Source organism: Polaromonas sp. P1_A2 (assembly GCF_056406895.1).
This window is the reverse complement of the sequence record NZ_JBFTZI010000001.1, coordinates 464626-488594: the sequence shown is the minus strand read 5'-3', so window position 1 is coordinate 488594 and position 23969 is coordinate 464626. Positions and strand designations below refer to the sequence as shown.

Sequence of the window (23969 nt, the reverse complement as noted above, 5' to 3'; positions counted from 1 at the left end):
TATTGGTAGCCTGGCGTCAATCGCCAAACATCTTTTGCTTGAGTTCCCGGCGCTGCTGGGCTTCCAGGGACAGATTCGCCGTGGGGCGGGCGATCAGCCGGCCCACCCCGATGGGCTCGCCGGTCTCGTCACAGTAGCCATAGTCGCCGGAGTCGATGCGGGCGATGGATTGCTCGATTTTCTTGAGCAGCTTGCGCTCGCGGTCGCGGGTGCGCAATTCAAGGGCATGCTCTTCCTCGATGGTGGCGCGGTCGGCCGGGTCGGGCACCACGACGGTGTCTTCACGCAGGTGCTCGGTGGTTTCGCCGGCGCTGTTGTGGATGTCCTGCTTGAGCACCGACAGCTTGTGGCGGAAGAAGGCCAGCTGCTTTTCGTTCATGTACTCGGAGTCGGGCATGGCCTTGACTTCGTCGTCCGTCAGCTGCTCGGCGGATTTGGTCTTCCAGTTGTTGGCAAGCTTGGGGTCTTTTTTGGCCGCCGCCTGGGGTGGCGGCGCGATCACGCGTTCGGTCATTGTGGAGTAACTGGCTTTGGCTGCGTCGGGCGCATGGGTTGGCACCATGGGTGCGGGAGGGGGTGATTGGGTGGCAACCCGGGCCGAGCTGCGCCGCCCGGGTTTCAGGGGAGGCGGGGCCATGAGCCCGGACACCGCGGGAGCGGGAGCCGGCGCCGGCACGGGGGCAACCACGGCTGGCTTGGCCGCGGGTTTGGCGGCGGCTTTCACCACAGGGGGTTTGGCTACCGGTTTTGCGGCGGGTTTCGGTGTGGTTTTGAGCACTGGCTTTGCGGGTTTGGCGACGGCCTTGGCCTTGGAAGGCACAGGCTTGGCAGCGGTTTTCTTGGCGGCTGCGGCAGGTTTTTTGGGGGCTGCAGCCTTGGGCACCGGCTTGACGGCCTTCTTCGCGGCGGGTTTGGGCGCCGGCTTGGCTTTGGCGACAGGCTTGGCAACTTTTTTCACGGCCTTGGCGGCTGCTTTGGGCGCCGGCTTGGCTTTCACGGCTGTCTTGGCGGCCGGTTTGGCTGCAGCCTTGGCGGGTGTCTTGGTCTTCTTCGCTGGGGCTTTCACAATGTGTCTCCTCTGGAAAGCAGCCTTGGAACGGCCCTGAGGCCTCTAGGGCGGCTTCCTGGCCAGACTGCCGCAGTGCGGCAGTCCAACCCTAGCTGTAGCCAGATTTCCTGGTTTGTCTGCCGCCAGCCAGTCCTGAAAACCGCTAAATCGCGGCCCTCAACCCGCTTTTTAACCGGTTTTGTACCTGATTGGCCTCCCGATTCGATTTTTCGGGTATTTTGGTCGGCGCGCGATTGTAGCGGCTCGCCAGCGGCCTGTGACACCCAAAAAACAAATCGTTGGAGAATCGAGACAAACATGAAGCCCTCCGCCTTTTATTAGGCTACAGGCGGACAGCCTACCTCAAACCAGGCACTGCTCCAGGCCCTGCACAAAAATATCTTTGGGCAGGTCGATGCCGATGAACACCATCTTGCTGTTTTTCTTCTCGCCCTCGGCCCAGGCGGGCCCCAGGTCGCTGCCCATGAGCTGGTGCACGCCCTGGAAGATCACCTTGCGGTCGGTGCCCTCCATGTTCAGCACGCCCTTGTAGCGCAGCATGCGCGGGCCGTAGATATTGACCACCGCGCCCAGGAAATCCTCGAGCTTGGCCGGGCTGAAGGCCTTGTCCGAGCGGAAGACAAAACTCTTGACGTCGTCGTCATGGTGGTGATGGTGGCCGTGGCCCTCATGCCCGTCATGGGCATGGGAGGGGTGGTCGCAATGCTCGCCGTGTTCATGGTCGTGGTCGTGGTCGTGGCCGGCGTGCTCGTCTTCCTTGAGGAAATCGGGGTCTATGTCCAGCTTGGCGTTGAGGTTGAAGCCGCGCAGGTCGAACACGTCCTTGATCGCCACCTCGCCGAAATGCACCGCGGTCTGCGGGGCGCGCGGGTTCATGTGCTTGAGCCTGTGCATCAGCGCGTCGACTTCCTCCTTGGCGACCAGGTCCGATTTGCTGATGAAGATCTGGTCGGCGAAACCGACCTGGCGGCGGGCCTCCTGGCGGTCGTTGAGCTGGCCGGCGGCGTGCTTGGCGTCCACCAGGGTCAGGATGGAGTCCAGCAGGTACTGCTCGGCGACTTCCTCGTCCATAAAAAAGGTCTGCGCCACCGGGCCGGGGTCGGCCAGGCCCGTGGTTTCTATCACCACGCGGTCGAAGTCGAGCAGCCCCTTGCGCTTCTTGGCGGCCAGCAGTTGCAGCGTCTCCCGCAAGTCTTCGCGGATGGAGCAGCAGATGCAGCCGTTGTTCATCTGGATGATGTTTTCCGTGGTGTCGTTGACCAGGATGTCGTTGTCGATGTTTTCCTCGCCGAATTCATTCTCGATGACGGCGATCTTCTGGCCGTGCGCCTCGGTCAGCACGCGCTTGAGCAGCGTGGTCTTGCCGGAGCCCAGAAAGCCGGTGAGTATGGTGACGGGGATCAAGCTCATGGTGTCTACCTAAAACGGAAGGTTGCGGGAAGGCGGGCGGGCCGCGAAAACCCAAGCTGGGGAGTTTAGCGGTGGCTTCAAGCCCTTCACAGGGGCGCGGCGAATACCACCTCGGCTAACAGTTACTTTACAGAGGCTGTCAAGCCCTAGCCAGCCGCCCGTTTCACCAGCACCAGCCCCTTGAGGTATTCGCCCTCCGGGAAGGCCACCGTCATGGGGTGGTCGGGCGCGCCGCCCATGCGCTCCGAAATAAAGGCATCCACGCCGGCGTCCGTGCCCGCCGAGGCCACGATCTTGTGGAACAGGTCGGCGCTGATGCCACCCGAGCACGAATAGGTGAACAGCACGCCGCCCGGCGACAGGATGGACAGCGCCAGGCGGTTGATGTCCTTGTAGGCGCGTGCGGCGCGTTCGGCGTGCGTCACAGTGGGCGCGAACTTGGGCGGGTCCAGCACGATGGCGTCGAAGGTCCGGCCCTCCTTCTGGTACTGGCGCAGCGAGGCGTTCACGTCGGCGTCGAGCAAGGTGGTGCGGCCGGCGTCAAAGCCGTTGAGCGCCACATTGGCCCGGGCCCGCTCAATCGCCGGGGCTGACGAATCAATGGAAGTGACGTGCCCGGCGCCGCCGGCCAGCGCGGCCACGGTGAAGCCGCCGGTGTAGCAGTAGCAGTTGAGCACCTGGCCGAACTGCAGCCGGCGCGTATAGGCGGCGAACTTCTGCCGGCTGTCGCGCTGGTCCAGGTAAAAACCGGTTTTATGGCCTTCGGCGATGTCCAGGCTGAGTTTCCAGCCATGCTCGCTGATGGTGATGCCGGTTTCGCCCGAGCCCTTCAGCCAGCCGGTGACTTCCGGCAGGCCCTCCAGCGCGCGGGAACTCGCGTCGGAACGCTCATAGAGGCGGGTCAGCCCGGTCTGCGCCAGCAACGCGTCGACGATCACGCTTTTCCACTTTTCCGCGCCGCAACTGGAAAACTGGGCCACCAGGGTGTCGCCGTAGCGGTCCACCACCAGGCCCGGCAGGCCGTCGGATTCGCCATGGACCAGGCGCAGGCCGTCGCTCTGGATGTCGAAGCGCTCCCTGGCCTTCAGGGCCTGGGCAATGCGAGCCGCGAAAAACGCCGCGTCTATGCGCTGGGCCTCGTCAAAACTCCAGACCCGCGCGCGGATCTTGGAGGCCGGGCTGAAGGCCGCCCAGCCCAGGAACTGGCCGGCGTGGCTTTCCACCCGCACCGTTTCACCGGCATCGCCGCCGCCCTTGGCGATGGCGCCGTCAAAAATCCAGGGGTGGCGCCGCAGCAGGGAGCGCTCCTTGCCATCGCGCAATCGAAGTGTTTTCATGGTGCTATTGTCGCGGCAGGCTATACAAGCCCTGTGCGACCGCGCCATCCCTCGCACAAACAGCCGCCGAAACAACTCTCTAAACTCGTGGCGGTCGTTTTCCGGAAAGTTTGCGACAATCGTAAATTAATGATTTTTGATTACTTTTTTCTGCAACTCAAGAAAACCAGGCCATTTACGGGCGCTGTGGTTCGCAGGCCCGCGGCCCTACGCACCCTGTTGCTGGGCCTGGCAATGAGCCTGCTGATGGGTTCGCTGCTGGCGCTCACCAGCCTGGACGCCCGCTCGCGCACGGTGCTGGACCTGGACGCCCAGGTACAGCCGGTGGCGCTGCAGGACTGGGGCGACTACTGGATAGACAGCACGGGCAAGTTCACGCCCGAGCAGGTCGCCGCCGCGCCCGACATCCCCTGGAAGCCGACGCGCGCCGACGCGATCTACCCGGTCACCAGCGGTTCCTCGATGTGGGTGCGCTTCAACGTGCCGCCCGCGCCCGACAGCGAGCGCTGGTACCTCGAGGTGCCCTACCCGTCCATAGACCGCGCGTCGCTGTATACGCTGGACGGCGCCGGCCAGTGGAACGAGCAGCGCGCCGGCGACTTGGTGGCGGTCAACAAATGGCCGGTGCCGCACCGCCACCCGCTGCTGCCCATCGCGCTGTCGGCTGAAACCCCCTCCAATTACCTGCTGCGCCTGGAAAACGGCCACGCCTTCAGCGCCCCGCTGCAGTTCATCAGCGAAGGCCGGCTCAGCTACTCCGAGCAGCGTGTCTCGCTGATCCTGGGCATTTTCTTCGGCCTGGCCGGCTTGGCCGCGCTGATTTCCGCGCTGGGCGCCGTGTCGCTGCGCGACACCGCCTATGGCTTTTATGCCTTGTGCGTGACCCTGCTGGCGCTGACCCAGGCCACCGTCACCGGCATCGCCGGCCTGCACCTGTGGCCGGCCTGGCCCGGCTGGAGCGACGTCGCGACCTCGGTGCTGCCCATGCTGACGGTCTCGGCCACGCTGCTTTTCATATCGGCGGCCGTGGCCCTGCCTGAACGCTCGCCGCGCCTGCACTGGCTGATGGTGGGCCAGGCCGCGCTGGGCGCGCTGGTGGCGGTGCTGCTGGCGCTGCTGCCGGCCGCCTCCCGCATGGACGTGTTCATCCCCATCATGCTGATCCTGCAGTTCAGCGGCATGCTGGTCATGGGCTGGGCCTGGCGGCGCGGCGACCGCTTCGCGCCCTGGCTGATGCTGGCCTATGTGCCCGTGCTGGTCGCCGCCGGCTGGACCATGGCGCGCAACGCCGAGCTGGTGCCCATAGGCTTTCTGACCCAGCACGGCATGCAGCTGGGCGTGGCGCTGCACCTGCCCATCGTCATGCTGGTGCTGATGCTGCGCAGCCAGCAGCGCCGCGAAAACATACGCCGCATCCAAGGCCTGGACCGGGTCGACCCGGCCACCGGCCTGATCAACGGCCATGTGTTCGCCGAACGCCTGATCCGCATGATCGCGCGCTCCGAGCGGCTGCGCCACCAGAGCGCGGTGATGATCATCGACCTGGTCAACACCGAGCAGATCCAGCGCGACTTCGGGCGCAAGGCGGCCGAGGAACTGCCGCTGCGCGTGGCCGAGCGGCTGTTGTCCACCGCGCGCGAAATCGACAGCGCCGCGCGGCTGTCCGAGCGACGCTTCGGCATGCTGGTGGAAGGCCCGTTCAACGCCGAAGACGCCGGCACGCTGGGCCCGCGCATCGTGGCGCGCTGCCTGATGCCTTACAAGGGCCTGCATGTGGACTGCGTGGCGCAGGTGCACGTGGCCTATGCGCTGGTGCCCTACCAGGGCTCCAATGCGCAGGGCCTGCTGACGCAGCTTGAAGAGCGCCTGGCCGCCGCGCCCGCCGAGGGCAAGCGCGCGGTGTTCATGCTCGGGGAGCCGCAGCCCCTGCGGCCGGTGCGGCGCGACCGGCCCAAGGCGGCCTGAACGGCCCGCTCAGGTTTTGCCCTTGGCCGGGCTCGCGGCTTTTTGGGCCGCTGTCGGGGCATGGCCGGCTTCAACAGGCAGCGCCGGCGCCGGCATGCCCGTGCCGGCCTTGGACACCGCCCGCGGATGCGCCGCGTCATACACCTTGGCCAGGTGCTGGAAATCCAGCCGCGTGTAGACCTGCGTGGTCGTGATGTTGGCGTGGCCCAGCAATTCCTGCACCGCGCGCAGGTCGCCGCTGGATTGCAGTACGTGGCTGGCGAAGGAATGGCGCAGCATGTGCGGGTGCACCGGCGTGGCCAGCCCGGCCTTCAGCGAGCGCTGCTTCAGGCGCACGCGTATGTGCTGCGGCGTCAGGCGCGTCCCGCGCTGGTTGATGAACAGGGCGTGGTCCTCGCGCGCCCAGCCGGCGCGCGCCGTCAGCCACTGCCGCAGCACCTGCAAGGCCGCATGGCCCACCGGCACGCTGCGCCGCTTGGAACCCTTGCCGAGCACATGTGCCTCGGCCGCATCCAGGTCTACCCAGCCGCGCGCCTGGGCACTGGCCTGCACATCCAGCCCCACAAGCTCGGCGATGCGCAGCCCGCAGCCGTAGAGCAGCTCGGTGATGCACTGGTCACGCAGCGCCAGCATCGGGTCGCCTTGGGCAGCGTCGGCGTTGTAGGCGGCCAGCTGCACCGCCTCGTCCACGCTCAGCGCCTTGGGCAGGGGCTTGGCGGCCTTGGGGGCGCGCACGTCCTGCACCGGATTGCCCTTGATCAGACCCTCGCGGCCCAGCCAGGTATAAAAACCGCGCCAGCCCGAGAGGATGAGCGCGATGCCGCGGCCGCTGCGCCCGGCGCCGTGCATTTGCGCCACCCAGCGCCGCATATGGATGTTTTGCACCTCGGTCAGCACCACGCCGGCCTGGCGCGCGTTGGCCTCGAGTTTTTGCAGGTCCAGGGCGTAGAGCTCCACGGTGCGCGAGGCCAGGCGCTTTTCCACGCGCACATGCTCAAGGTAGCGCTCGACCAGCGGGTGTGAGGGCGGCACCGGGCCGCCGGCTTCGGACGCAATGTCCGGCGCGGGAGAGGGTGCCTGCGCCATGGCCGTGGTGTTTATTCGGCGGCCGCCGGCTGGGGCCGAAGCCGCGTCAGCGCCGCGCTGGCGAGTTCGCCCAGGCGCTCGAGGAAGTCGGTGCCCATGCCGCTGTGAAAGCGCTCGGGGTCGGGCGAGGCCAGCACCAGCAGGCCGGACGCATCCGCACCCGGCGCGGCGCGCAGCGGAATCATCGCCATCGACAGTGCCACCGCGGGCTCAGGCAGCCAGCCCGCGGCCTCAAAGCCCGAATTGACGCCGCAATAAGGCGCGCCCAGCGAGGAAGCAAAGGCCTTGGCATCCTCGCTCACGCCGGTGGCGAAACTTTCGTCCGAAAAAATGCCGTTCACGTCCCAGACCTTGATCGCGGCCTGCGGGATCAGGAACTCGGTGGTGATGCCCTCGACCACCGCGCCCGGCAGGTCGCGCGCCTGCGCGGCCTGCAGCAGCTTGCGCGTCCAGCGCTGCATCTTGTCGGCGATGCCGACGTTGTCCTGGCCGTGGCGGATCATCTCGACCATGCGTGTTTCCAGGCCCTTGATTTTTTCACGCAGCATCAGCGCCTGGCGCTCCTGCAGGCTGACGGCGCGGTTGCCGTGGCCGCTGGACAGCTGCACCGAAGCCAGCAACTCGGCATGGCGCTCGAAGAAATCGGGCGTGTTGGCCAGGAAATTGGCGATGTCGTCTTCGGTGATGGGATGTTCGGTTGGATTCATGTCGGGGATTGTCCTCAGTTTTGTGGCGAACGCAAAGGCGCAGGGTGCCCGCGTTACATCCGCTTTCGTGGAAAGACCGTTTTCAGACTCCGTCGGGAATGTCGATCTCGGACTCGAACACCGTGGTCGCCGGCCCCGTCATCATGACAGGCGCATCGAGCTTGCCCGGCCATTCGATGGTCAGCTGGCCGCCCCGCGTCATGACATCCACTTTCGCGTCCAGCAGACCCCAGCGTATGCCCGCCACCACGGCCGCACAGGCGCCCGTGCCGCAGGCCAGCGTCTCACCCACGCCGCGCTCAAACACCCGAAGGCGAATCTGCCCGCGCGAGACCACCTGCATAAAGCCGGCGTTCACGCGGCGCGGAAAGCGTGCATGGTTCTCGATCAGCGGGCCGGTCTGCAGCACCGGCGCGGTATCGACCTCATCCACCAGTTGCACCGCGTGCGGGTTGCCCATGGACAGCGCGCCTATGAAAAGCGGCGCCGCCTGCGCCTGCCCCGGCAATGCCAGCGGCCATTTCTCCCATGAACCTTGCGCCACGGGCGCCAGGCCGGCAGCGTCAAACGGGACGCGCACCGGCTCAAACACCGGCGCTCCCATGTCGACCGTGACGCGCCCATCGGCCTGCATACGCGGCTCGATGATGCCGCTCAGGGTCTTGACCCTCACGACGTCCTTGCTCGTCAGCCCCTGCTCGCGCACAAAACGCACAAAGCAGCGCGCGCCGTTGCCGCACTGCTCCACCTCGCCGCCGTCGGCGTTGTGGATCACATACTCGAAATCAATGCCTTCCGCGGGCGAAGGCCGCACCGTCAGGATCTGGTCGGCGCCCACGCCGAAATGGCGGTCGGCCAGGAAACGGTACTGGGCGGTGCTCAGGCCCAGCGGGCCCCGGGTTTCGTCGAGCATGACGAAATCGTTGCCCGCGCCTTGCATTTTGGTGAATCGGATTCGCATTCTCCAGATTATCTGTGCTTCTCTACCGGGAGCACCCCGCCACAGCAAGAACCACCTCCAAAAGCCATAATCCAAACCATGCCCCGCCCCTCTCAACAACTCCACCCCCACCGCGACCCCGCCCCGCTGCGCCCGGCCGCAACGGTCCTGCTGCTGCGCGACACGCCCCAGGGCATCGAGGTGCTGATGACGCGCCGCTCCATGACGGCCAGCTTCGCGCCGGGCGCCTATGTCTTCCCCGGCGGCGGTATTGATGCGGCGGACGCGCAGGCGCACGCCCAGTCGACGCGGCGGGCCACGCAAAGCGATCTGCACCTGACCCAGGCCATCGCGGCGATACGGGAAAGTTTTGAGGAACTGGGCGTGCTGCTGGCGCGCCATGCGGATGGCAGCCATGCCAGCACGGCGGACATCGCGGCCCTGGACCGCAAGGCGCCGTTTACGGCGCAATGCCGCGAGCGCGGCCTCACGCTGGCGGGTGACGAGGTGTTTGTGCTGGCGCACTGGATCACCGACCGCGACTTGCCGCGGCGTTTTGACGTGCCTTTTCTGGTGGCGCGCATGCCCGAGGGCCAGAGCCCGGTGGCCGACGAGGCCGAGCAGTTCGAGCCGGTCTGGGTGCGGCCGGCCGAGGCGCTGGCGCGGCACGCGGCGGGCGACTTTTTCATCATCTTTCCCACCATACGCACGCTGGAGAAGCTGCAGCACCATGCCGACGTCGACGCCGTGCTGGCCGCCTGCGCGTCTGAAATCCCGCTCTGGACCTCCTGCCCGCGCGCCGGCCTGCTGGCGGGCAAGGAAGCGCGCTATATGGAACACGAAGCGCCCTATGGCGAACTCGCGCTGACCTGCCCCGACGGGCAGATCGTGCACGCGCTGGACTGGCAAAGCGCGCAGCCGGTGGCGCTGCTGCGCAATGTGAGCCGCCTGACCGCCCCCAACCCGGGGGTGATGACCGGGCCGGGCACCAACAGCTACCTTGTCGGCGACCCAGGCAGCGGCTACATCGTGATCGACCCGGGCCCGGCCGACCACGAACACCTGCAGCGCCTCTGGCAGGCGGCCGGCGGCGATATCCGCATGATTGTCTGCACGCACTCGCACCCCGACCATTCCCCCGGGGCCAAACCGCTGCAGGCCTTGTGCCGCACGGCCCCGCCCATCCTGGGCCTGCCTTCGGCGCCCACCGCGCGCAGCGCCAGCGCCTTCACGCCGGACAGGGCGCTGCAACACCGGGAACGCCTCACGCTCTCAGGAAAAGGGCCGGACGGTGAAACAACCACCCACACGCTGAAAGCGCTGCATACGCCCGGCCATGCGGCCAACCATGTCTGCCTGGTGCTGGAGGAAGACGGCCTGCTGTTCAGCGGCGACCACATCCTCAACGGCAGCACCACCGTGATCGACCCGCCGGACGGCGACATGAACGCCTACCTCGAGTCGCTGGATGCGCTCAGCGCGGCCTGCGACGAACACCGGATTGAATTCATCGCCCCGGCGCACGGTTATGTGATCGGCGCGGCCAAAACCGCGATTGCCCAGCTCAAGGCGCACCGCCTCAAGCGCGAGGCCAAGATCATCGGCGTGATGCGGGCCCGGCCGGACGGCACGATGGACGACTGGGTCGCGGCCGCCTACGACGACGTGGACCCGCGCATCTGGCCGGTGGCCAAACGCTCGCTGCTCGCGCACGTGGAGCGCATTGAGGCGCAGGGCTTTGCCAATCTGTAGGTGTAGGCTGCGCGACCGCTCCCGCAAGCCTGCCAGTCGCCTCAGGCACACCAATTGCTTGGCTTTTGGCGGTCACGGTTTATACTTTTTTTCTCATACCTGCCGGGAACCGGGCCACCAGCCCGTCTTTCCGCGGGATTTGAACTCACATATTTCAACACTCAGCGAGGTTTTCATGTCTTCCATCTCGACCCGACATTTCCTTCAAAGCGCCGGCATTTTGCTGGCCGGCCTGGTCCTGGCAGCCTGCGGCAAGCAGGAACCCCCAGCGCCCGCCGCCGGCGCATCGGCGCCCGCAGCCTCCGCGCCCGCGCCGGCTGCCAAGGTCTACCTGGTGGGCACCGACGCCGCCTACGCACCCTTTGAATCGCAGAACGAAAAAGGCGAGATCGTCGGTTTCGACATCGAGGTCGTCAAGGCCGTGGCGCAAAAAGCCGGTATCGAAGTGAAATTCGTGAACACGCCGTGGGAAGGCATCTTCAACACCCTCGCCCAGGGCGACCGCGACCTGCTGGTGTCGTCCATCACCATCACGGCCGAGCGCAAGCAGACCATGGATTTTTCAACGCCCTACTTCGACGCGCAGCAACTGATCGCCGTGAAGAAGGATTCGAAGATCGCCAAGTTCAACGACCTGAAAAAACTCAAGGTCGGCGTGCAGAACGGCACCACGGGCGATGAAGTGGTGTCCAAGCTGCAAGGCAAGGACAGCGCCAACATCAAGCGTTTTGAATCGACGCCGCTGGCGCTGAAAGAACTCGAAGCCGGCGGCGTGGACGCCGTGGTGGCCGACAACGGCGTGGTGGTGCACTACGTCAACAACAACAGCGGCGCGAACTTCAAGACCATCAGCGATGCCAGCTTCGCCGCCGAGCAGTACGGCCTGGCCGTCAAGAAGGGCAATACCGAACTGCTGGAAAAACTCAACAAGGGCCTGGCCGACATCAAGACCGACGGCACCTACGACAAGATCTACACCCAGTACTTCGGCGCACCTGCCGCGGCAGCCGCCAAGGCCCCCGCGTCCGCCGCCTCGAAATAAGGCCACTCGCCTCAGGCGCCGCCGGTTTTACCCCTGCGCGGCGCCTGCATGACTCCCGGCAATACGATCCCGCCGTCCGGCCGCAGGCGCGCCCTGCGCGCCATTGCCGTTTTTGAGGCCGCCAAGGGCCTGGCCGCGCTGGCGGCCGGCATAGGCCTGCTGGAGCTGCTGCACCACGACATCCACCGGCTGGCTGTCGCACTGCTATGGCGCTTTCACCTCGACCCGGCGCTGCCCTACCCCACCCTGCTGCTGCACTACGCCGACCTGTTGAGTGCGATCAACCTGCGCACGCTCGCGCCGGTGGCGCTGGCGTATATCGCCGTGCGCTTCCTGGAAGCCTGGGGACTGTGGAAGGAAAAGACCTGGGCCGAATGGCTGGGCGCGCTGTCGGGCGCGCTTTACATCCCGCTCGAAGTGGCCCACCTGGCGCACCGGCCCGGCGCCATCAACGCCGGCGTGCTGCTGCTCAATGTGGGCGTTGTGGGTTTCCTGGCGTTCCAGCTCTGGATGCGCCGAGGCCGCCAAGGCCGTGCAAATAAAGTGTGAAGCCCGCCGATAAGCCGGATTCTGTGCACCGGACCCCCTTGGAGAAAGCCCGGCGTGACCGCCATTAATCTGGGCCGGGGGTCGCCCCCGCGGCTCAATGCTACCTACCCGCCAGCTCTGCGGAACCACATCAACGCTGGCCTACTTGGTATTGCTGCGCGTAGAGATTGCCCGTTTCACCCGGCCTGGGGTTACCCCAAGGCCGACTCGTCTCTGTTGCTCTGATCCTCACCTCACGGTGGAGAGGTGTTACCTCCTACGCTGTCCTGTGCAGTCCGGACGTTCCTCCAGTGCCTGGTTTCCCAGATTGCACCAGCGGCGGCCTGGCGTGCTTCACGGGGCCTATTATCCGCCAGCAAGACGCCATGGCGTGGCGCCCTTTAAAATGCGGGCTGCTTGATCAACACGAGCCCCTTGCCATGATTCGCCTGACCGAACTCAAACTTCCGCTGGACCACGCGGAAGATGCCCTGCCCACCCTGGTGGCCCAGACCCTGGGCGTCGCCGCGGCCGCCCTGCAGAACATCCACATCCACAAACGCAGCTTCGACGCCCGCAAGGCGGACCTGCTCAAGGTCTACATCGTCGACGTCACGCTGGCCGACGCCGCCCAGGAAAGCGCGCTGCTGGCAAAGTTTGCCGGCAACCCGCACATCCTGCCCACACCCGACATGGCCTACCGCACCGTGGGCCAGGCGCCCGCCGGCCTGCCGCTGCGCCCCGTTGTCGTCGGTTTCGGCCCCTGCGGCATGTTCGCGGCGCTGCTGCTGGCGCAAATGGGTTTCAAGCCCATCGTGCTGGAGCGCGGCAAGACGGTGCGCCAGCGCACCCGCGACACCTGGGGCCTGTGGCGCAAGAACGTGCTCAACCCGGAGTCCAACGTGCAGTTTGGTGAAGGCGGCGCCGGCACTTTTTCCGACGGCAAGCTCTACAGCCAGATCAAGGATCCGCGCCACCTGGGCCGCAAGGTGATGAACGAATTTGTCAAGGCCGGCGCGCCGGCCGACATCCTGTTCGAGGCGCATCCGCACATAGGTACCTTCAAGCTGGTGAAGGTGGTCGAAAACATGCGCGCGCAAATCGTCGCGCTGGGCGGCGAGATCCGTTTCGAGCAGCGCGTGACCGACGTGCTGATCGAGGACGGACCCGAGGGCAAACAGCTGCGCGGCCTCACGGTGCTGGACCAGGCCACGGGCCAGAGCCACGAAATGCGCGCCGACCAGGTGGTGATGGCGCTGGGCCACAGCTCGCGCGACACCTTCGCCATGCTGTATGCGCGCGGCGTGTACATCGAGGCCAAGCCCTTTTCCATCGGCTTTCGGGTGGAACACCCGCAGGGCATCATCGACCGCGCGCGCTGGGGCCGCCATGCCGGCCACCCTTCGCTGGGCGCGGCCGAATACAAGCTGGTGCACCACGCGAGCAACGGCCGATCGGTCTACAGCTTTTGCATGTGCCCGGGCGGCACGGTGGTGGCGGCCACTTCAGAGCCCGGCCGCGTGGTGACCAACGGCATGAGCCAGTACTCGCGCAACGAGCGCAACGCCAATGCCGGCATCGTGGTCGGCATAGACCCGCGCGACTACCCCGGCTTTGAGGCAGGCGACGCGCTGGCCGGCATCGCGCTGCAGCGCCGGCTCGAGTCGCACGCCTTTGTGCTGGGTGGCGGCGACTACCGCGCCCCCGGGCAGCTGGTCGGCGACTTCCTGGCCGGCCGCCCTTCGACCGCGCTGGGCAGCATCACGCCGTCTTACAAGCCGGGCGTGACCCTGGGCGACCTGTCGTCGGCACTGCCCGACTATGCGATTGCCGCCATGCGCGAAGCTTTTCCGGTGTTCGGCAAAAAGATCAAGGGCTTTGACACCCATGACGCGGTGCTGACCGGCGTGGAAACACGCACCTCCTCACCGATACGCATCAGCCGCGGCGACGACCTGCAAAGCATCAACGTGCGCGGCCTTTACCCGGCCGGCGAAGGCGCCAGCTACGCGGGTGGCATCCTGTCAGCCGGCGTGGACGGCATCAAGGTCGCCGAGGCGCTGGCGCGCAATGTGCTGCTGGATGCCGAGCGGCAGCGGGTGGCTGCATGACGGTCGTCGACGGCTTTCACTATTACGAGCCGGCCAAAGGCCACGGCCTGCCGCACGACCCCTTTAACGCCATGGTGGGGCCGCGGCCCATAGGCTGGATTTCCTCGCGCGATGCCAAGGGCCGGCTCAACCTGGCGCCCTACAGTTTTTTCAACGCCTTCAACTACACGCCGCCCATCATCGGTTTTGCCAGCATTGGCGCCAAGGACAGCCTGCGCAACATCCGCGAAACCGGCGAATTCGGCTGGAACCTGGCGACCCGGCCGCTGGCCGAGGCCATGAACCAGTCCTGCGCGATGGTGCCGCCCGAAGTCAATGAATTTGAACTGGCCGGCCTCACGCCCACAGCCTCGCAGCGCATCGCCGCGCCGCGCGTGCTGGAAAGCCCGGTGTCCTTCGAGTGCAAGCTGACCCAGATTTTGCAGCTGCAGGGCGCCGACGGCGTGCCTGTGCCCACCTGGCTGGTCCTGGGCGAAGTCGTGGGCGTGTACATTGCAAGGCAGCTGCTCAAGGACGGCATTTACGACACGGCGGCCGCCCAGCCCATTCTTCGCGGCGGCGGGCCGGCCGATTATTTCGCCGTCACCCCCGACAACCTCTTTCGCATGTTCAGGCCGCGCTAGCGGCCTGAACACCCGGCATTCCACCTTTTCATCCCACACACATGACCGACACCACCACACCCACCCCGCGCGCCAAGCGCCCCCGCAGCCAGCAGCAGCGCTCCCGGCCCGCCGCCTCGCCGCCGCAGCGCACGCGCGAAGTCCACCCGGTGCTGGAAAAGCTGTTCGAGCTCTATCCGAAAATGTTCGGCGCACAGTTCCTGCCGCTCAAGCTGGGCGCCTTCCAGGACCTGCTCGCCGAGAACCCGGACGCCTTCAAGCGCGACGAGCTGAAAATCGCGCTGGGCTTGCACGCGCGCTCCACCCGCTACCTCGAGTGCGTGGCGGCCGGCCTTCCGCGCCACAACCTGCAGGGTGAGCCCGTGGAGCCGGTGGCGCCCGAACATGTGCACCATGCCATCATGGAAGTGTTCCGGCGCCGCCAGGCGCGCTCCAAAGATGATTTGCGCCCCAAGGTGCGCGCCCGCCTGGTCGCCGCCATCGAGGCCTCGGGCCTGAGCCGCGAGGAATACGCCGAGCGCACCCGCACCCAGGATGAGGCCGCCAATGCGCTGCTCGATGAGGCCTTTGCCGAATTAGCGGTGCAGACGGCGAAACGTGAAGCGCTGATGCGCGCCTTCGAGGCCAGCGGCAAAACCGTGGAGCAGTTTGCCGAGATGTACGGCATGAACCCGGCCGACGTCGCCCAGGCCGTGGAGCGCACGCGGCGGGCCGGCGCGGCCCAGCCTCAATAAGGCCCGGTCAATACAGCGAGCGGCCGAAACGCTCGAAGCGGGGCTGCCACTTTTCAAGAATGTCGGCCGACACCAGGATGCGTTCGGCCCGGCCTATCAGCAGCTGGCGCGGCACCAGGCCTATGTAGCGCGAGTCGGCGCTGTTGTCGCGGTTGTCGCCCAGCATCAGGAACTGGTCGGGGGGAATGGTGATCGGGCCCCAGTCGTCCTTGGCTTTCACGCCGGCCAGCCACTGGATTTCATGCTGGCCCTGGGCCGTGGTCTCTTTGAGGTGCGTGGCCACCAGCACACCCACCGGGCCGGCCGGCTCCAGCGCCGTGTCCAGCGCCTCATAGCGCGCCGCCTGGCCGTTGATGATGAGCACCTTGGCGCGCATTTCCACGACGTCGCCCGGCACGGCGACCAGGCGCTTGATCAGGCGCACACCGTCCACCGGCGAGGAAAAGGTGACGACGTCGCCGCGCTTCGGGTCGGCGGTGCGCGCCAGCACCGTGTCGGTCAGCGGGATCTTGACGTTGTAGGCCAGCCGGTTGACGAAGACCACGTCGCCTTCGAGCAGGTTGGGCCGCATGGAGCCCGAGGGAATCGGGTTCCAGTCCGCGATCGCGGTGCGAAACAGCCCGAACAACAACAGCAACACCAGAAAACTGCGGTTCTGCCTGAGCCAGCTTTTCATGCTTTCACTCCTGTGAAGAAAAAAAGGGCGCCCTGTGCGGGGCGCCCTTTGACGTGATGTTCAAGCCTGGCTGTTTTGCAAGGCCGCGATGCGCTCTTCGATCGGCGGGTGCGTGGCAAACAGCTTGCCTATGCTGCCGGTGATGCCCATGGCCGCCACGGCCTTGGGCAGCTCGCCGGGCTGCATGCCGCCCAGGCGGGCCAGGGCGTTCATCATGGGCTGGCGCCGGCCCATCAGCTGCGCGGCGCCGGCATCGGCGCGGAACTCGCGCTGGCGCGAAAACCAGGCCACGACGATGGCCGCGGCAAAGCCCAGCACGATGTCCAGCACGATGGTGCTGACGTAGTAGCCGATACCGGGGCCGGAGTTGTTGTCGCTGCCGCGGCGCAAAAAGCTGTCGACGGCGTAGCCGATCACGCGCGAGAGGAAAACCACAAAGGTGTTCATCACACCCTGGATCAGGGTCATGGTGACCATATCGCCGTTGGCGACGTGGGCGATCTCGTGGCCCAGCACGGCTTCGATTTCTTCCTTGGTCATGCCTTGCAGCAGCCCGGTGGACACGGCCACCAGCGAGGAGTTCTTGAAGGCGCCGGTGGCAAAGGCGTTGGGTTCGCCCTCAAAAATGCCGACTTCGGGCATGCCGATCTGGGCCTTCTCGGCCAGCTTGCGCACGGTCTCGACGATCCAGGCTTCATCGGCGTTCTGCGGCTCGTTGATCAGGCGCACGCCGGCGCTCCATTTGGCGACCGGCTTGCTGATCAGCAGCGAGATGATGGCGCCGCCAAAGCCCATGACCAGCGCGAAGCCGAGCAGCGCCGTCAGGTTCAGGCCGTTGGCCGTGAGGTAGCGGTTCACGCCCAGCAGGCTGGCGACGATGCCCAGCACCGCCACGACGGCGATATTGGTCAGGACAAACAGGAAAATACGTTTCATGGGTTCTCCGTGGGGTCGGTAAAAAAGCCCGCCTTGCGCAGGATATGAGGGCCCGCGGGCCCGGTTCAAGCGGCGCCCGCGCCTAAGTCGCTGATTTTTATCTGTTATTTATGACAGCCTATGACGGCCGCGGTGGGCGGAATACAAGGGAGTCATCATAAAAGGAAAAGTTCTCGTTCTCGGGCCACCAGCCGGGCACGCCCAGCACCGGCAAGGGCACAAAAGGCTTGGCGGCCAGCCTGGCCGCGCTGAGGTCAGCCGCCACCCAGGCGTCCAGCTCGGCGAGGGTGCCCAGGGGCGGCTGCGCCAGGTAGACGTGGGCGGTGATGGCTTTGCGGGGAGTGAGCAGCTTTTCAAGCAGCGCGTGGCCGAACAGCACCAGCCTGGCCTGCAGCCACAGCGCCCTGTGGGTGATGAAAAGGCTGTGCCAGTCGCGGGCGAGCAGCGCGTCCCACAGCGGCTGCGGCGCCGACAGGAAGGCGGCGTTTTCGTCGAACACCGTGAGGGCGTCGCGCACCGGGCCGCGCACGGCCGCAATGCCCGCGGCATCGATCTCGGCGGCCTGCAGCTGGTTGAGTTTGCGTTTGGTGTCCGGAAAGCGCATCCAGCACAGGCCGTTGAAAAAATCGTGCGCGCCCTCGCGCGTCGGGCACAGCCGGGTCCTGGCGATAAAGCTCTCGTAGGCCTCGCCGGAAGGCAGGCTGCACTGGGGCGCGAAACATACAGGCGCCGGCTGCACCGCATTAAGCGCCTGGTGCAGCGCAACGCCCGCGGTGACCGCGCAGGCCGCGCGCTGGCCGGGTTCACGCCAGGCCTGCAACCAGGGCCGTTCCCAGTCGATAGGGGGCAGCGGCGGGCTTGCCATGGTGCTCAGGTCCTGACAGCTTGGCGGTCCATCATGCCCGCATCGGGGCATCCAGCTTCCAGGGCAGGCTTTCGCCCGAGCGCAGGGGCTTGAGTTCGGCCTCGCCGAAGGCATAGCTTTCGGGCGGATGCCAGCTTTCCTTCCTGAGGGTGATGCTGCCAGTATTGCGCGGCAGGCCGTAGAAGTCGGCGCCATTGAAACTCGCGAAGGCCTCGAGCTTGTCCAGCGCGCCGGCCGCATCGAAAGCCTCGGCGTACAGCTCCATCGCGGCATGGGCGGTGTAGCAGCCCGCGCAACCGGTGGCGTGCTCCTTCAGGTGGGCCGGGTGCGGCGCGCTGTCGGTGCCCAGGAAGAAGCGCGGGTTGCCGCTGGTGGCGGCCTCGACCAGCGCCAGGCGGTGGGTTTCGCGCTTGAGCACCGGCAGGCAGTAGTAGTGGGGGCGTATGCCGCCCGTGAAGATCGCGTTGCGGTTGTAGAGCAGGTGGTGGGCCGTGACGGTCGCCCCCGTGAACTTGCCCGCATCGCGCACATAATGCGCCGCTTCCCGGGTGGTGATGTGCTCGAACACGATCTTGAGTTCGGGGAAATCGCGGCGCAGCGGAATCAGCTGGGTGTCTATGAACACGGCCTCGCGGTCGAACAGGTCGATGTCGGATGAAGTCACCTCGCCGTGCACCAGCAGCAGCATGCCGGCTTTTTGCATGGCTTCCAGCGTTTTATAGGTCTTGCGCAAGTCGGTCACGCCGGCGTCGCTGTTGGTGGTGGCACCGGCCGGGTAGAGCTTGGCCGCAACCACGCCAGCGTCCCTGGCGCGGGCAATTTCCTCGGGCGGCAGGTTGTCGGTGAGGTACAGCGTCATCAGCGGCTCGAACTTCACACCGGCTGGCACGGCCGCCTGAATGCGCTCGCGGTAGGCCGCGGCCTGGGCCGCGGTGGTCACCGGCGGGCGCAGATTGGGCATGATGATGGCGCGGCCGAATTGCGCGGCAGTGTGCGGCACCACGGTCAGCAAGGCCTCGCCGTCGCGCACATGCAGGTGCCAGTCGTCGGGGCGGGTCAGGGTCAGGGTGGAAACGGGGGTACGGGCGGAGGTCATGGCCTGAATTGTCGCACCGCCCGGGGCCGCCAAAGCCGGTACGACTCGCCATGAAAAAAGCCCCGCATGCGGGGCTTTTTTGGTTTTTTCTTCTTTTTTGGCAGTTGCGGTGATCTTTCAGCGCGCCCCGTACTTTTTTTCAGTGGGACAGGATCTTGTTGAGGAAGTCCTTGGTGCGCGCCTTGCGGTTTTCAGGATGGTTGAAGAACTCGTCCTTGGAGCAGTCTTCCAGGATCTTGCCGCCCACGTCCATAAAAATCACGCGGCTGCCGACCTTGCGGGCAAAACCCATTTCGTGGGTCACCACCATCATGGTCATGCCTTCGACGGCCAGGCCCATCATGCAATCCAGCACCTCGCCGACCATTTCGGGGTCCAGTGCGGAAGTGGGTTCGTCAAACAGCATGGCGATAGGGTCCATGCTGAGCGCGCGGGCGATCGCCACGCGCTGCTGCTGGCCGCCCGAGAGCTGGCCGGGGAATTTGTCCTTGTGCGCCATCAGGCCCACGCGGTCAAGGTACTTGAGGCCGTGTTTTTTGGCCTCGTCGACCTTGCGGCCCAGCACCTTGACCTGCGCCAGCGTCAGGTTTTCCGTGACGCTCAGGTGCGGGAACAGCTCGAAGTTCTGGAACACCATGCCGACGCGGCTGCGCAGCTTGGGCAGGTCGGTCTTGGGATCGTGCACGGCCTTGCCGTCGACGAAGATCTGGCCCTTCTGGAAGGGTTCCAGCGCGTTGATGGTCTTGATCAGGGTGGACTTGCCTGAACCCGAAGGCCCGCAGACCACAACCACTTCACCCTTTTTGATGCTGGTGGTGCAGCTGTTGAGGACCTGCACGTCGCCATACCATTTGGAAACTTCTTTCAACTCAATCATGTTCTTCTCCGGTGTGCTCTTTGAGATTTGCGTGTCTTGACGAAGCGCGCTCTCAGCGAATGATGGCGATTCTGCTGTTCAGGCGCTTGACCATATAGGACAGCCCGAAGCAGATCACGAAATAAATCACGGCGGCCAGCAGGTAGGCCTCTTCAGGACGGCCGTAGATCTTGCCGGCGGTGCTGAAGCCCTTGAGCAGGTCGTAAGCGCCGATCGCGTAAACCAGCGAGGTGTCCTGGAACAGGATGATGGTCTGCGTCAGCAGGATGGGCACCATGTTGCGGAAAGCCTGCGGCAAGATGATCAGCTTCATGTTCTGCGCATAGGTCATGCCCAGGGCGCGCCCGGCGTTGACCTGGCCGCGCGAGATGGACTGTATGCCCGCGCGCATGATTTCGCTGAAATAAGCGGCCTCGAAAGCGACGAAGGTGATGATGGCCGAGATTTCGGCGCGATAGTTGCTGCCGCCGGGAATCAGACTGTAAAACGACGCCGGTACCAACAGGAAGAACCACAGGATCACCATGACCAGCGGAATCGAGCGCATGCCGTTGACGTAAAAGGTCGCGGGGATGGTCAGAAATTTTTTGCCGGAAAGGCGCATCAGGGCCAGCACGGTACCGAAGATGATGCCGCCTATGGTGGCGATCACGGTCAATTCAATGCTGAAAATAAAGCCCTTGACGACGAACTGGGAGATCATGTCCCAGTTCAGGAAGCTCATGTCGAGTCCAAGCATGTCAGTGACCTCCGCCCGTTGAGCCGGCGACGACGAAGCCCGGGATTTGCACCCGCTTCTCGACAAAGGCCATGACCCGGTTGACCGCGAAGGCCGAGACGGCGTACAGCGCCGTCACCGCCAGGTAGATTTCAATGCCGCGCGAGGTCTCTTCCTGCGCCTGCATGGCGAACATGGTGAGCTCCGCGATGGACACCGCGAAAGCCACGGAGGAATTCTTCAAAAGGTTCATCGACTCGCTGGTGAGCGGCGGAATGATGATGCGAAAAGCCATGGGCAGGATTACGTAGCGGTAGGTCTGCAGGGTCGTGAAACCCATGGCCATGCCGGCGTAACGCTGGCCGCGCGGCAGCGCCTGCACGCCGGCCCTGACCTGCTCGGCAATACGCGCCGAAGTGAAAAAGCCCAGGGCAAACACCACCAGGATGAAGCTGGGTAGCTCCTTCATGGCGGGGAAAATCTTGGGAACCACGAAGTACCAGATGAAAATCTGGACCAGCAGGGGAACGTTGCGGAACAGCTCGACCCAGGCATTGGCGAAACGCACAAGCCAGGGGCTGCTCGGCAAGGTGCGCAGCGTGCCGATGATCGCGCCAAACAGCATGGCGATCACCCAGGATGCGCCGGCGACGGACAGTGTCCAGCCCCAGGCATCAAACATCCACTGCAGGTAGGTTCGACCGCTACCGTCATCATTCAAAAATACCTGCCAATCCCAAGTCATCACGGCTCCAGCAAATGGTTGTTGTGTTGTTTTCCCTACGACGGTAAACGGGAAACCCCGCCAGTGCAAGGCGACCGGCGGGGTTGTTTCAATTTACCTGGCCAGAATTACTTCTGTGCGTATTCTTCCATGGGCTTGTCGTTCGGGTTGTCCCAAGCCGCCTTGGTGCTGGCGCTCAGGGCCAGGCCGACCTTGGTGTTCTTCGGAGGAATCGGCGACAGGAACCACTTGGTCCACAGCTTGTTCATTTCACCCGACTTGATCATGCCCTTGACGGTGTCGTCGGCCAGGCGCTTGAGCAGAGGGTCGTCCTTGCGGATCATGATGGCGATGGGCTCAACGCTCAGCACTTCACCGACGATCTTGAAGTCCGAAGGCTTCTTGGCGGTGGCGATGTTGCCGGCCAGGATGGATCCGTCCATCACGAAGGCATCGGCGCGGCCCGACTCGAGCAGCAGGAAGCTGTCGGAGTGGTCCTTGCCGAAAATTTCCTTGAACTCGACGCCGGTGGCGCGCTTGTTCTTGCGCAGCGTCTGCACGGAGGTGGTGCCGGTGGTGGTCGCCACGGTCTTGCCGCTCAGCTGGGCCACCGAGGTGATGCCGGAATTGGCCTTCACGGCGATGCGGACTTCCTCGACGAAGGTGGTCACGACGAAAGCCACGTCTTTCTGGCGGGTCGCGTTGTTGGTGGTGGAGCCGCACTCGATGTCGACCGTGCCGTTCTGCACGAGGGGGATGCGGTTCTGCGAGGTCACGGGCTGGTATTTGACTTCCAGCTTGCGTTCGGCGGCCTTCTCAAGGTTGGCCAGGATGCGCTGGCAGATCTCGACGTGGTAGCCGGTGTATTTGCCGTCACCCAGGGTATAGGACAGCGCGCCCGAAGAATCGCGAACGCCCATAGTGACAACGCCGGAAGCCTTGACTTTGGCAAGGGTGTCGGCAAATGCGGCGCCGGTGGCGAGCAAGGCGACGGACAGAGCGACAAGCTTGAGTTTCATGGAATCTCCTGTAATGAATGAAACGGTTAGCGAACTATTCTAGAGAGATGGTACCCGGGACTGGCCTAGGTTTACCCGGCCTCTCACACGGGGGAAAGCGGACTGCGCGGGCGGTGCTTGGCGGCAAACCCGCGCGAAGCGGCGATTCCCGGGTTTTTCCAAAGTGGTGCGCGCATAAGAAGTCCGGAACTATACGGCAGATACAAGCAGTCTTTGTGCCAGCCCCTCAGGCGACCAGCGGAAGGGGTTGCGTGAGCTTGTCGGGCACCAGCAGGGCTTCGACCTCGGCCTGCGTCATGATGCCCAGCGACTCCGCGATCTCGGCAATCGGCGCGCCGGTGGCGATGGCCGTCTTGGCGATGAGCGCGGCCTTTTCGTAGCCGATGATGGGGTTGAGCGCCGTGACCAGGGTCACCGATTCGCGCACGCGTTTGGCCAGCAGTTCGCGGTTGGCCTCTATGCCGGCCACGCAATGGGTCTGCAGCGTGAGGCAGGCCTGGCTCAGGTGTTCGATGCTCTTGAAAAGGCTCCATCCCATGATGGGCTCAAAGGCGTTGAGCTGCAGCTGGCCGGCCTCGGAGGCCATGGTCACGGTCATGTCGTTGCCTATCACTTCAAAGGCAACCTGGTTCATGACCTCGGGGATCACCGGGTTGACCTTGCCGGGCATGATGGACGAGCCCGCCTGGCGCGGCGGCAGCCGGATGTCGCCGAAGCCGGCCTGCGGACCGCTGGAGAGCAGGCGCAAGTCGTTGCAGATCTTGCTGAGCTTGGTGGCCACGCGCTTGAGCACGCCGGAAAGCTGCACGAAGGCGCCCGTGTCCTGCGTGGCCTCGATCAGGTTGGCGGCTTTTTCGACCGGCACGCCGCACTCTTCGGCGAGATGGCGGCAGACGATGTCGGCGTAGCCGGCCGGCGCGTTGATGCCGGTGCCTATGGCGGTGGCGCCCAGGTTGATTTCCTGGATCAGCGCGCGCGCTTCGCGCAGGCGGGCCTCGTCCTCGCCGATCATCACCGCATAGGTGAGGAATTCCTGGCCCAGCGTCATGGGCACGGCATCCTGCAATTGGGTGCGGCCGATTTTGAGCACGTCCCGGAACTCATGCGCCTTGGCCTCGAAGCCGCCGCGCAGGACGGCCATGGAGGCCAGCAGGCGCTCGATGGCAAACCACAGGGCGATGCGCACCGCCGTGGGGTAGACGTCATTGGTGCTTTGCGAGGCATTGACGTGGTCGTTGGGGTGCAGCACGTCGTAGCGGCCCTTTTCCACACCCAACTTTTCGAGCGCGAGGTTGGCGATGACCTCGTTGGCGTTCATGTTGGTGGACGTGCCGGCGCCGCCCTGGATCACGTCGACCACGAACTGGTCGTGGTACTGGCCGGCAATGAGCTTTTCACAAGCGCTCATGATGGCGGCGGCCCGCCTGGCGTCCAGCGTGCCCAGTTGCTGGTTGGTGCGCGCCGCGGCCTTCTTGACAAAGCCCAGCGCGCGTATCAGGTCGGGCATGGCCGAGATGCGGGTGCCGGAGATCGGGAAATTTTCGACCGCGCGGGCCGTGTGCACGCCCCAGTACGCGCTTACGGGGATCTGCTTTTCACCGAGGAAGTCGTGCTCGGTGCGCGTGGCCGCCGCGGGAGTGGGAGCGGGCTCGGCAAGCGGGGTGAGGGAGGAGTCTGGGGGCACGGGCAACCATCAAATTTTGAACGTCACGAACTGTAAATTTGCGGGTCTCAAAACACCAATGCTGTTTCAA

Annotated in this window: 22 protein-coding genes and 1 other RNA gene; 7 read left to right on the top strand and 16 right to left on the bottom strand. The window is 65.2% G+C overall.

Features of this window, described 5'->3' with window-relative positions:
• Positions 1 to 16 precede the first annotated feature (16 nt).
• The 3 genes from dksA to AC1D09_RS02315 all read right to left on the bottom strand — a co-directional run bounded on the left by dksA (position 17) and on the right by AC1D09_RS02315 (position 3816).
• Positions 17 to 1066, bottom strand: a complete 1050-nt coding sequence (dksA, locus tag AC1D09_RS02325; RefSeq protein WP_477661446.1) for an RNA polymerase-binding protein DksA — start codon at positions 1064 to 1066, stop codon at positions 17 to 19.
• A gap of 345 nt (positions 1067 to 1411) precedes the next feature.
• Positions 1412 to 2479: a CobW family GTP-binding protein gene (locus AC1D09_RS02320; protein ID WP_477661447.1), complete on the bottom strand. Its 1068-nt coding sequence runs from the start codon at positions 2477 to 2479 to the stop codon at positions 1412 to 1414.
• 146 nt (positions 2480 to 2625) lie between these two features.
• Complete coding sequence (locus AC1D09_RS02315) at positions 2626 to 3816, bottom strand: class I SAM-dependent rRNA methyltransferase (protein ID WP_477661448.1); 1191 nt, start codon at positions 3814 to 3816, stop codon at positions 2626 to 2628.
• A 234-nt stretch (positions 3817 to 4050) separates the two neighbouring features.
• Between AC1D09_RS02315 and AC1D09_RS02310 the strand changes: the two genes are divergently transcribed.
• Positions 4051 to 5781 carry a sensor domain-containing diguanylate cyclase gene (locus tag AC1D09_RS02310; RefSeq protein WP_477700914.1) on the top strand — a complete coding sequence of 577 codons (1731 nt, stop codon included), beginning with the start codon at positions 4051 to 4053 and terminating at the stop codon, positions 5779 to 5781.
• 9 nt (positions 5782 to 5790) lie between these two features.
• Here the strand turns inward: AC1D09_RS02310 and AC1D09_RS02305 are convergent, their stop codons facing one another.
• The 3 genes from AC1D09_RS02305 to dapF all read right to left on the bottom strand — a co-directional run bounded on the left by AC1D09_RS02305 (position 5791) and on the right by dapF (position 8535).
• Positions 5791 to 6867 (bottom strand): tyrosine recombinase XerC, encoded by a 1077-nt coding sequence (locus AC1D09_RS02305; RefSeq protein ID WP_477661450.1) that lies wholly within the window; start codon positions 6865 to 6867, stop codon positions 5791 to 5793.
• Positions 6868 to 6878: 11 nt separating this feature from the next.
• Positions 6879 to 7574: a DUF484 family protein gene (locus tag AC1D09_RS02300; protein WP_074576166.1), complete on the bottom strand. Its 696-nt coding sequence runs from the start codon at positions 7572 to 7574 to the stop codon at positions 6879 to 6881.
• A gap of 82 nt (positions 7575 to 7656) precedes the next feature.
• Positions 7657 to 8535, bottom strand: coding sequence for a diaminopimelate epimerase (gene dapF, locus AC1D09_RS02295; protein WP_477661451.1), 879 nt, complete (start codon positions 8533 to 8535; stop codon positions 7657 to 7659).
• Between the two features lie 78 nt (positions 8536 to 8613).
• On the opposite strand from dapF, the gene AC1D09_RS02290 reads away from it, so the two are divergent.
• The 3 genes from AC1D09_RS02290 (at position 8614) to AC1D09_RS02280 (ending at position 11857) form a co-directional block, all read left to right on the top strand.
• The gene (locus AC1D09_RS02290) at positions 8614 to 10266 is read left to right on the top strand and encodes an MBL fold metallo-hydrolase (RefSeq protein ID WP_477661452.1); all 1653 of its coding nucleotides are present in this window, start codon (positions 8614 to 8616) and stop codon (positions 10264 to 10266) included.
• A gap of 175 nt (positions 10267 to 10441) precedes the next feature.
• A complete protein-coding gene (locus AC1D09_RS02285) occupies positions 10442 to 11308 on the top strand; it encodes a basic amino acid ABC transporter substrate-binding protein (protein ID WP_074576160.1) in 867 nt (288 codons plus the stop codon).
• A gap of 48 nt (positions 11309 to 11356) precedes the next feature.
• Positions 11357 to 11857 carry a DUF2127 domain-containing protein gene (locus tag AC1D09_RS02280; RefSeq protein ID WP_477661453.1) on the top strand — a complete coding sequence of 167 codons (501 nt, stop codon included), beginning with the start codon at positions 11357 to 11359 and terminating at the stop codon, positions 11855 to 11857.
• Here AC1D09_RS02280 and rnpB read toward each other — a convergent pair.
• Positions 11852 to 12192, bottom strand: an RNA gene (rnpB, locus tag AC1D09_RS02275) — RNase P RNA component class A. The two genes, AC1D09_RS02280 and rnpB, sit on opposite strands and share 6 nt — an antisense overlap.
• An 84-nt stretch (positions 12193 to 12276) precedes the next feature.
• Between rnpB and AC1D09_RS02270 the strand changes: the two genes are divergently transcribed.
• From AC1D09_RS02270 to AC1D09_RS02260, 3 genes are read left to right on the top strand one after another with little or no spacing between them, the layout of a single operon-like run.
• Positions 12277 to 13947 (top strand): NAD(P)/FAD-dependent oxidoreductase, encoded by a 1671-nt coding sequence (locus tag AC1D09_RS02270; RefSeq protein WP_477661454.1) that lies wholly within the window; start codon positions 12277 to 12279, stop codon positions 13945 to 13947.
• A complete protein-coding gene (locus AC1D09_RS02265; protein ID WP_477661455.1) occupies positions 13944 to 14570 on the top strand; it encodes a flavin reductase family protein in 627 nt (208 codons plus the stop codon). The genes AC1D09_RS02270 and AC1D09_RS02265 overlap by 4 nt, the downstream gene beginning before the upstream one ends.
• A 41-nt stretch (positions 14571 to 14611) precedes the next feature.
• Positions 14612 to 15304: a ProQ/FINO family protein gene (locus AC1D09_RS02260; protein ID WP_477661456.1), complete on the top strand. Its 693-nt coding sequence runs from the start codon at positions 14612 to 14614 to the stop codon at positions 15302 to 15304.
• 7 nt (positions 15305 to 15311) lie between these two features.
• Here the strand turns inward: AC1D09_RS02260 and lepB are convergent, their stop codons facing one another.
• The 9 genes from lepB to AC1D09_RS02215 all read right to left on the bottom strand — a co-directional run bounded on the left by lepB (position 15312) and on the right by AC1D09_RS02215 (position 23899).
• Positions 15312 to 15980, bottom strand: coding sequence for a signal peptidase I (lepB, locus tag AC1D09_RS02255; RefSeq protein WP_477661457.1), 669 nt, complete (start codon positions 15978 to 15980; stop codon positions 15312 to 15314).
• A 60-nt stretch (positions 15981 to 16040) separates the two neighbouring features.
• Positions 16041 to 16916 carry a protease HtpX gene (htpX, locus tag AC1D09_RS02250; protein ID WP_074576146.1) on the bottom strand — a complete coding sequence of 292 codons (876 nt, stop codon included), beginning with the start codon at positions 16914 to 16916 and terminating at the stop codon, positions 16041 to 16043.
• 118 nt (positions 16917 to 17034) lie between these two features.
• Complete coding sequence (locus tag AC1D09_RS02245) at positions 17035 to 17781, bottom strand: DUF3025 domain-containing protein (protein WP_477661458.1); 747 nt, start codon at positions 17779 to 17781, stop codon at positions 17035 to 17037.
• 31 nt (positions 17782 to 17812) lie between these two features.
• Entirely contained in the window at positions 17813 to 18877 is a 1065-nt protein-coding gene (pyrC, locus tag AC1D09_RS02240; RefSeq protein ID WP_477661459.1) for a dihydroorotase, read from the bottom strand.
• 139 nt (positions 18878 to 19016) lie between these two features.
• On the bottom strand, positions 19017 to 19754 hold the full coding sequence (locus AC1D09_RS02235; protein WP_074576141.1) for an amino acid ABC transporter ATP-binding protein: 738 nt from the start codon (positions 19752 to 19754) through the stop codon (positions 19017 to 19019).
• A 52-nt stretch (positions 19755 to 19806) separates the two neighbouring features.
• Complete coding sequence (locus tag AC1D09_RS02230; RefSeq protein ID WP_007864719.1) at positions 19807 to 20493, bottom strand: amino acid ABC transporter permease; 687 nt, start codon at positions 20491 to 20493, stop codon at positions 19807 to 19809.
• 1 nt (position 20494) lies between these two features.
• On the bottom strand, positions 20495 to 21217 hold the full coding sequence (locus AC1D09_RS02225; protein WP_477661460.1) for an amino acid ABC transporter permease: 723 nt from the start codon (positions 21215 to 21217) through the stop codon (positions 20495 to 20497).
• A gap of 107 nt (positions 21218 to 21324) precedes the next feature.
• Entirely contained in the window at positions 21325 to 22215 is an 891-nt protein-coding gene (locus AC1D09_RS02220) for a transporter substrate-binding domain-containing protein (protein WP_413330902.1), read from the bottom strand.
• Positions 22216 to 22441: 226 nt separating this feature from the next.
• Positions 22442 to 23899 (bottom strand): aspartate ammonia-lyase, encoded by a 1458-nt coding sequence (locus AC1D09_RS02215; RefSeq protein ID WP_477661461.1) that lies wholly within the window; start codon positions 23897 to 23899, stop codon positions 22442 to 22444.
• Positions 23900 to 23969: the final 70 nt, after the last annotated feature.

Coding starts and splice junctions, on each gene's coding strand:
- AC1D09_RS02320 (WP_477661447.1), bottom strand. CDS start 2,479: ATGAGCTTGATCCCCGTCACCATACTCACCGGCTTTCTGGGCTCCGGC.
- AC1D09_RS02315 (WP_477661448.1), bottom strand. CDS start 3,816: ATGAAAACACTTCGATTGCGCGATGGCAAGGAGCGCTCCCTGCTGCGG.
- AC1D09_RS02310 (WP_477700914.1), top strand. CDS start 4,051: ATGAGCCTGCTGATGGGTTCGCTGCTGGCGCTCACCAGCCTGGACGCC.
- AC1D09_RS02305 (WP_477661450.1), bottom strand. CDS start 6,867: ATGGCGCAGGCACCCTCTCCCGCGCCGGACATTGCGTCCGAAGCCGGC.
- AC1D09_RS02300 (WP_074576166.1), bottom strand. CDS start 7,574: ATGAATCCAACCGAACATCCCATCACCGAAGACGACATCGCCAATTTC.
- dapF (WP_477661451.1), bottom strand. CDS start 8,535: ATGCGAATCCGATTCACCAAAATGCAAGGCGCGGGCAACGATTTCGTC.
- AC1D09_RS02290 (WP_477661452.1), top strand. CDS start 8,614: ATGCCCCGCCCCTCTCAACAACTCCACCCCCACCGCGACCCCGCCCCG.
- AC1D09_RS02285 (WP_074576160.1), top strand. CDS start 10,442: ATGTCTTCCATCTCGACCCGACATTTCCTTCAAAGCGCCGGCATTTTG.
- AC1D09_RS02280 (WP_477661453.1), top strand. CDS start 11,357: ATGACTCCCGGCAATACGATCCCGCCGTCCGGCCGCAGGCGCGCCCTG.
- AC1D09_RS02270 (WP_477661454.1), top strand. CDS start 12,277: ATGATTCGCCTGACCGAACTCAAACTTCCGCTGGACCACGCGGAAGAT.
- AC1D09_RS02265 (WP_477661455.1), top strand. CDS start 13,944: ATGACGGTCGTCGACGGCTTTCACTATTACGAGCCGGCCAAAGGCCAC.
- AC1D09_RS02260 (WP_477661456.1), top strand. CDS start 14,612: ATGACCGACACCACCACACCCACCCCGCGCGCCAAGCGCCCCCGCAGC.
- lepB (WP_477661457.1), bottom strand. CDS start 15,980: ATGAAAAGCTGGCTCAGGCAGAACCGCAGTTTTCTGGTGTTGCTGTTG.
- htpX (WP_074576146.1), bottom strand. CDS start 16,916: ATGAAACGTATTTTCCTGTTTGTCCTGACCAATATCGCCGTCGTGGCG.
- AC1D09_RS02245 (WP_477661458.1), bottom strand. CDS start 17,781: ATGGCAAGCCCGCCGCTGCCCCCTATCGACTGGGAACGGCCCTGGTTG.
- pyrC (WP_477661459.1), bottom strand. CDS start 18,877: ATGACCTCCGCCCGTACCCCCGTTTCCACCCTGACCCTGACCCGCCCC.
- AC1D09_RS02235 (WP_074576141.1), bottom strand. CDS start 19,754: ATGATTGAGTTGAAAGAAGTTTCCAAATGGTATGGCGACGTGCAGGTC.
- AC1D09_RS02230 (WP_007864719.1), bottom strand. CDS start 20,493: ATGCTTGGACTCGACATGAGCTTCCTGAACTGGGACATGATCTCCCAG.
- AC1D09_RS02225 (WP_477661460.1), bottom strand. CDS start 21,217: ATGACTTGGGATTGGCAGGTATTTTTGAATGATGACGGTAGCGGTCGA.
- AC1D09_RS02220 (WP_413330902.1), bottom strand. CDS start 22,215: ATGAAACTCAAGCTTGTCGCTCTGTCCGTCGCCTTGCTCGCCACCGGC.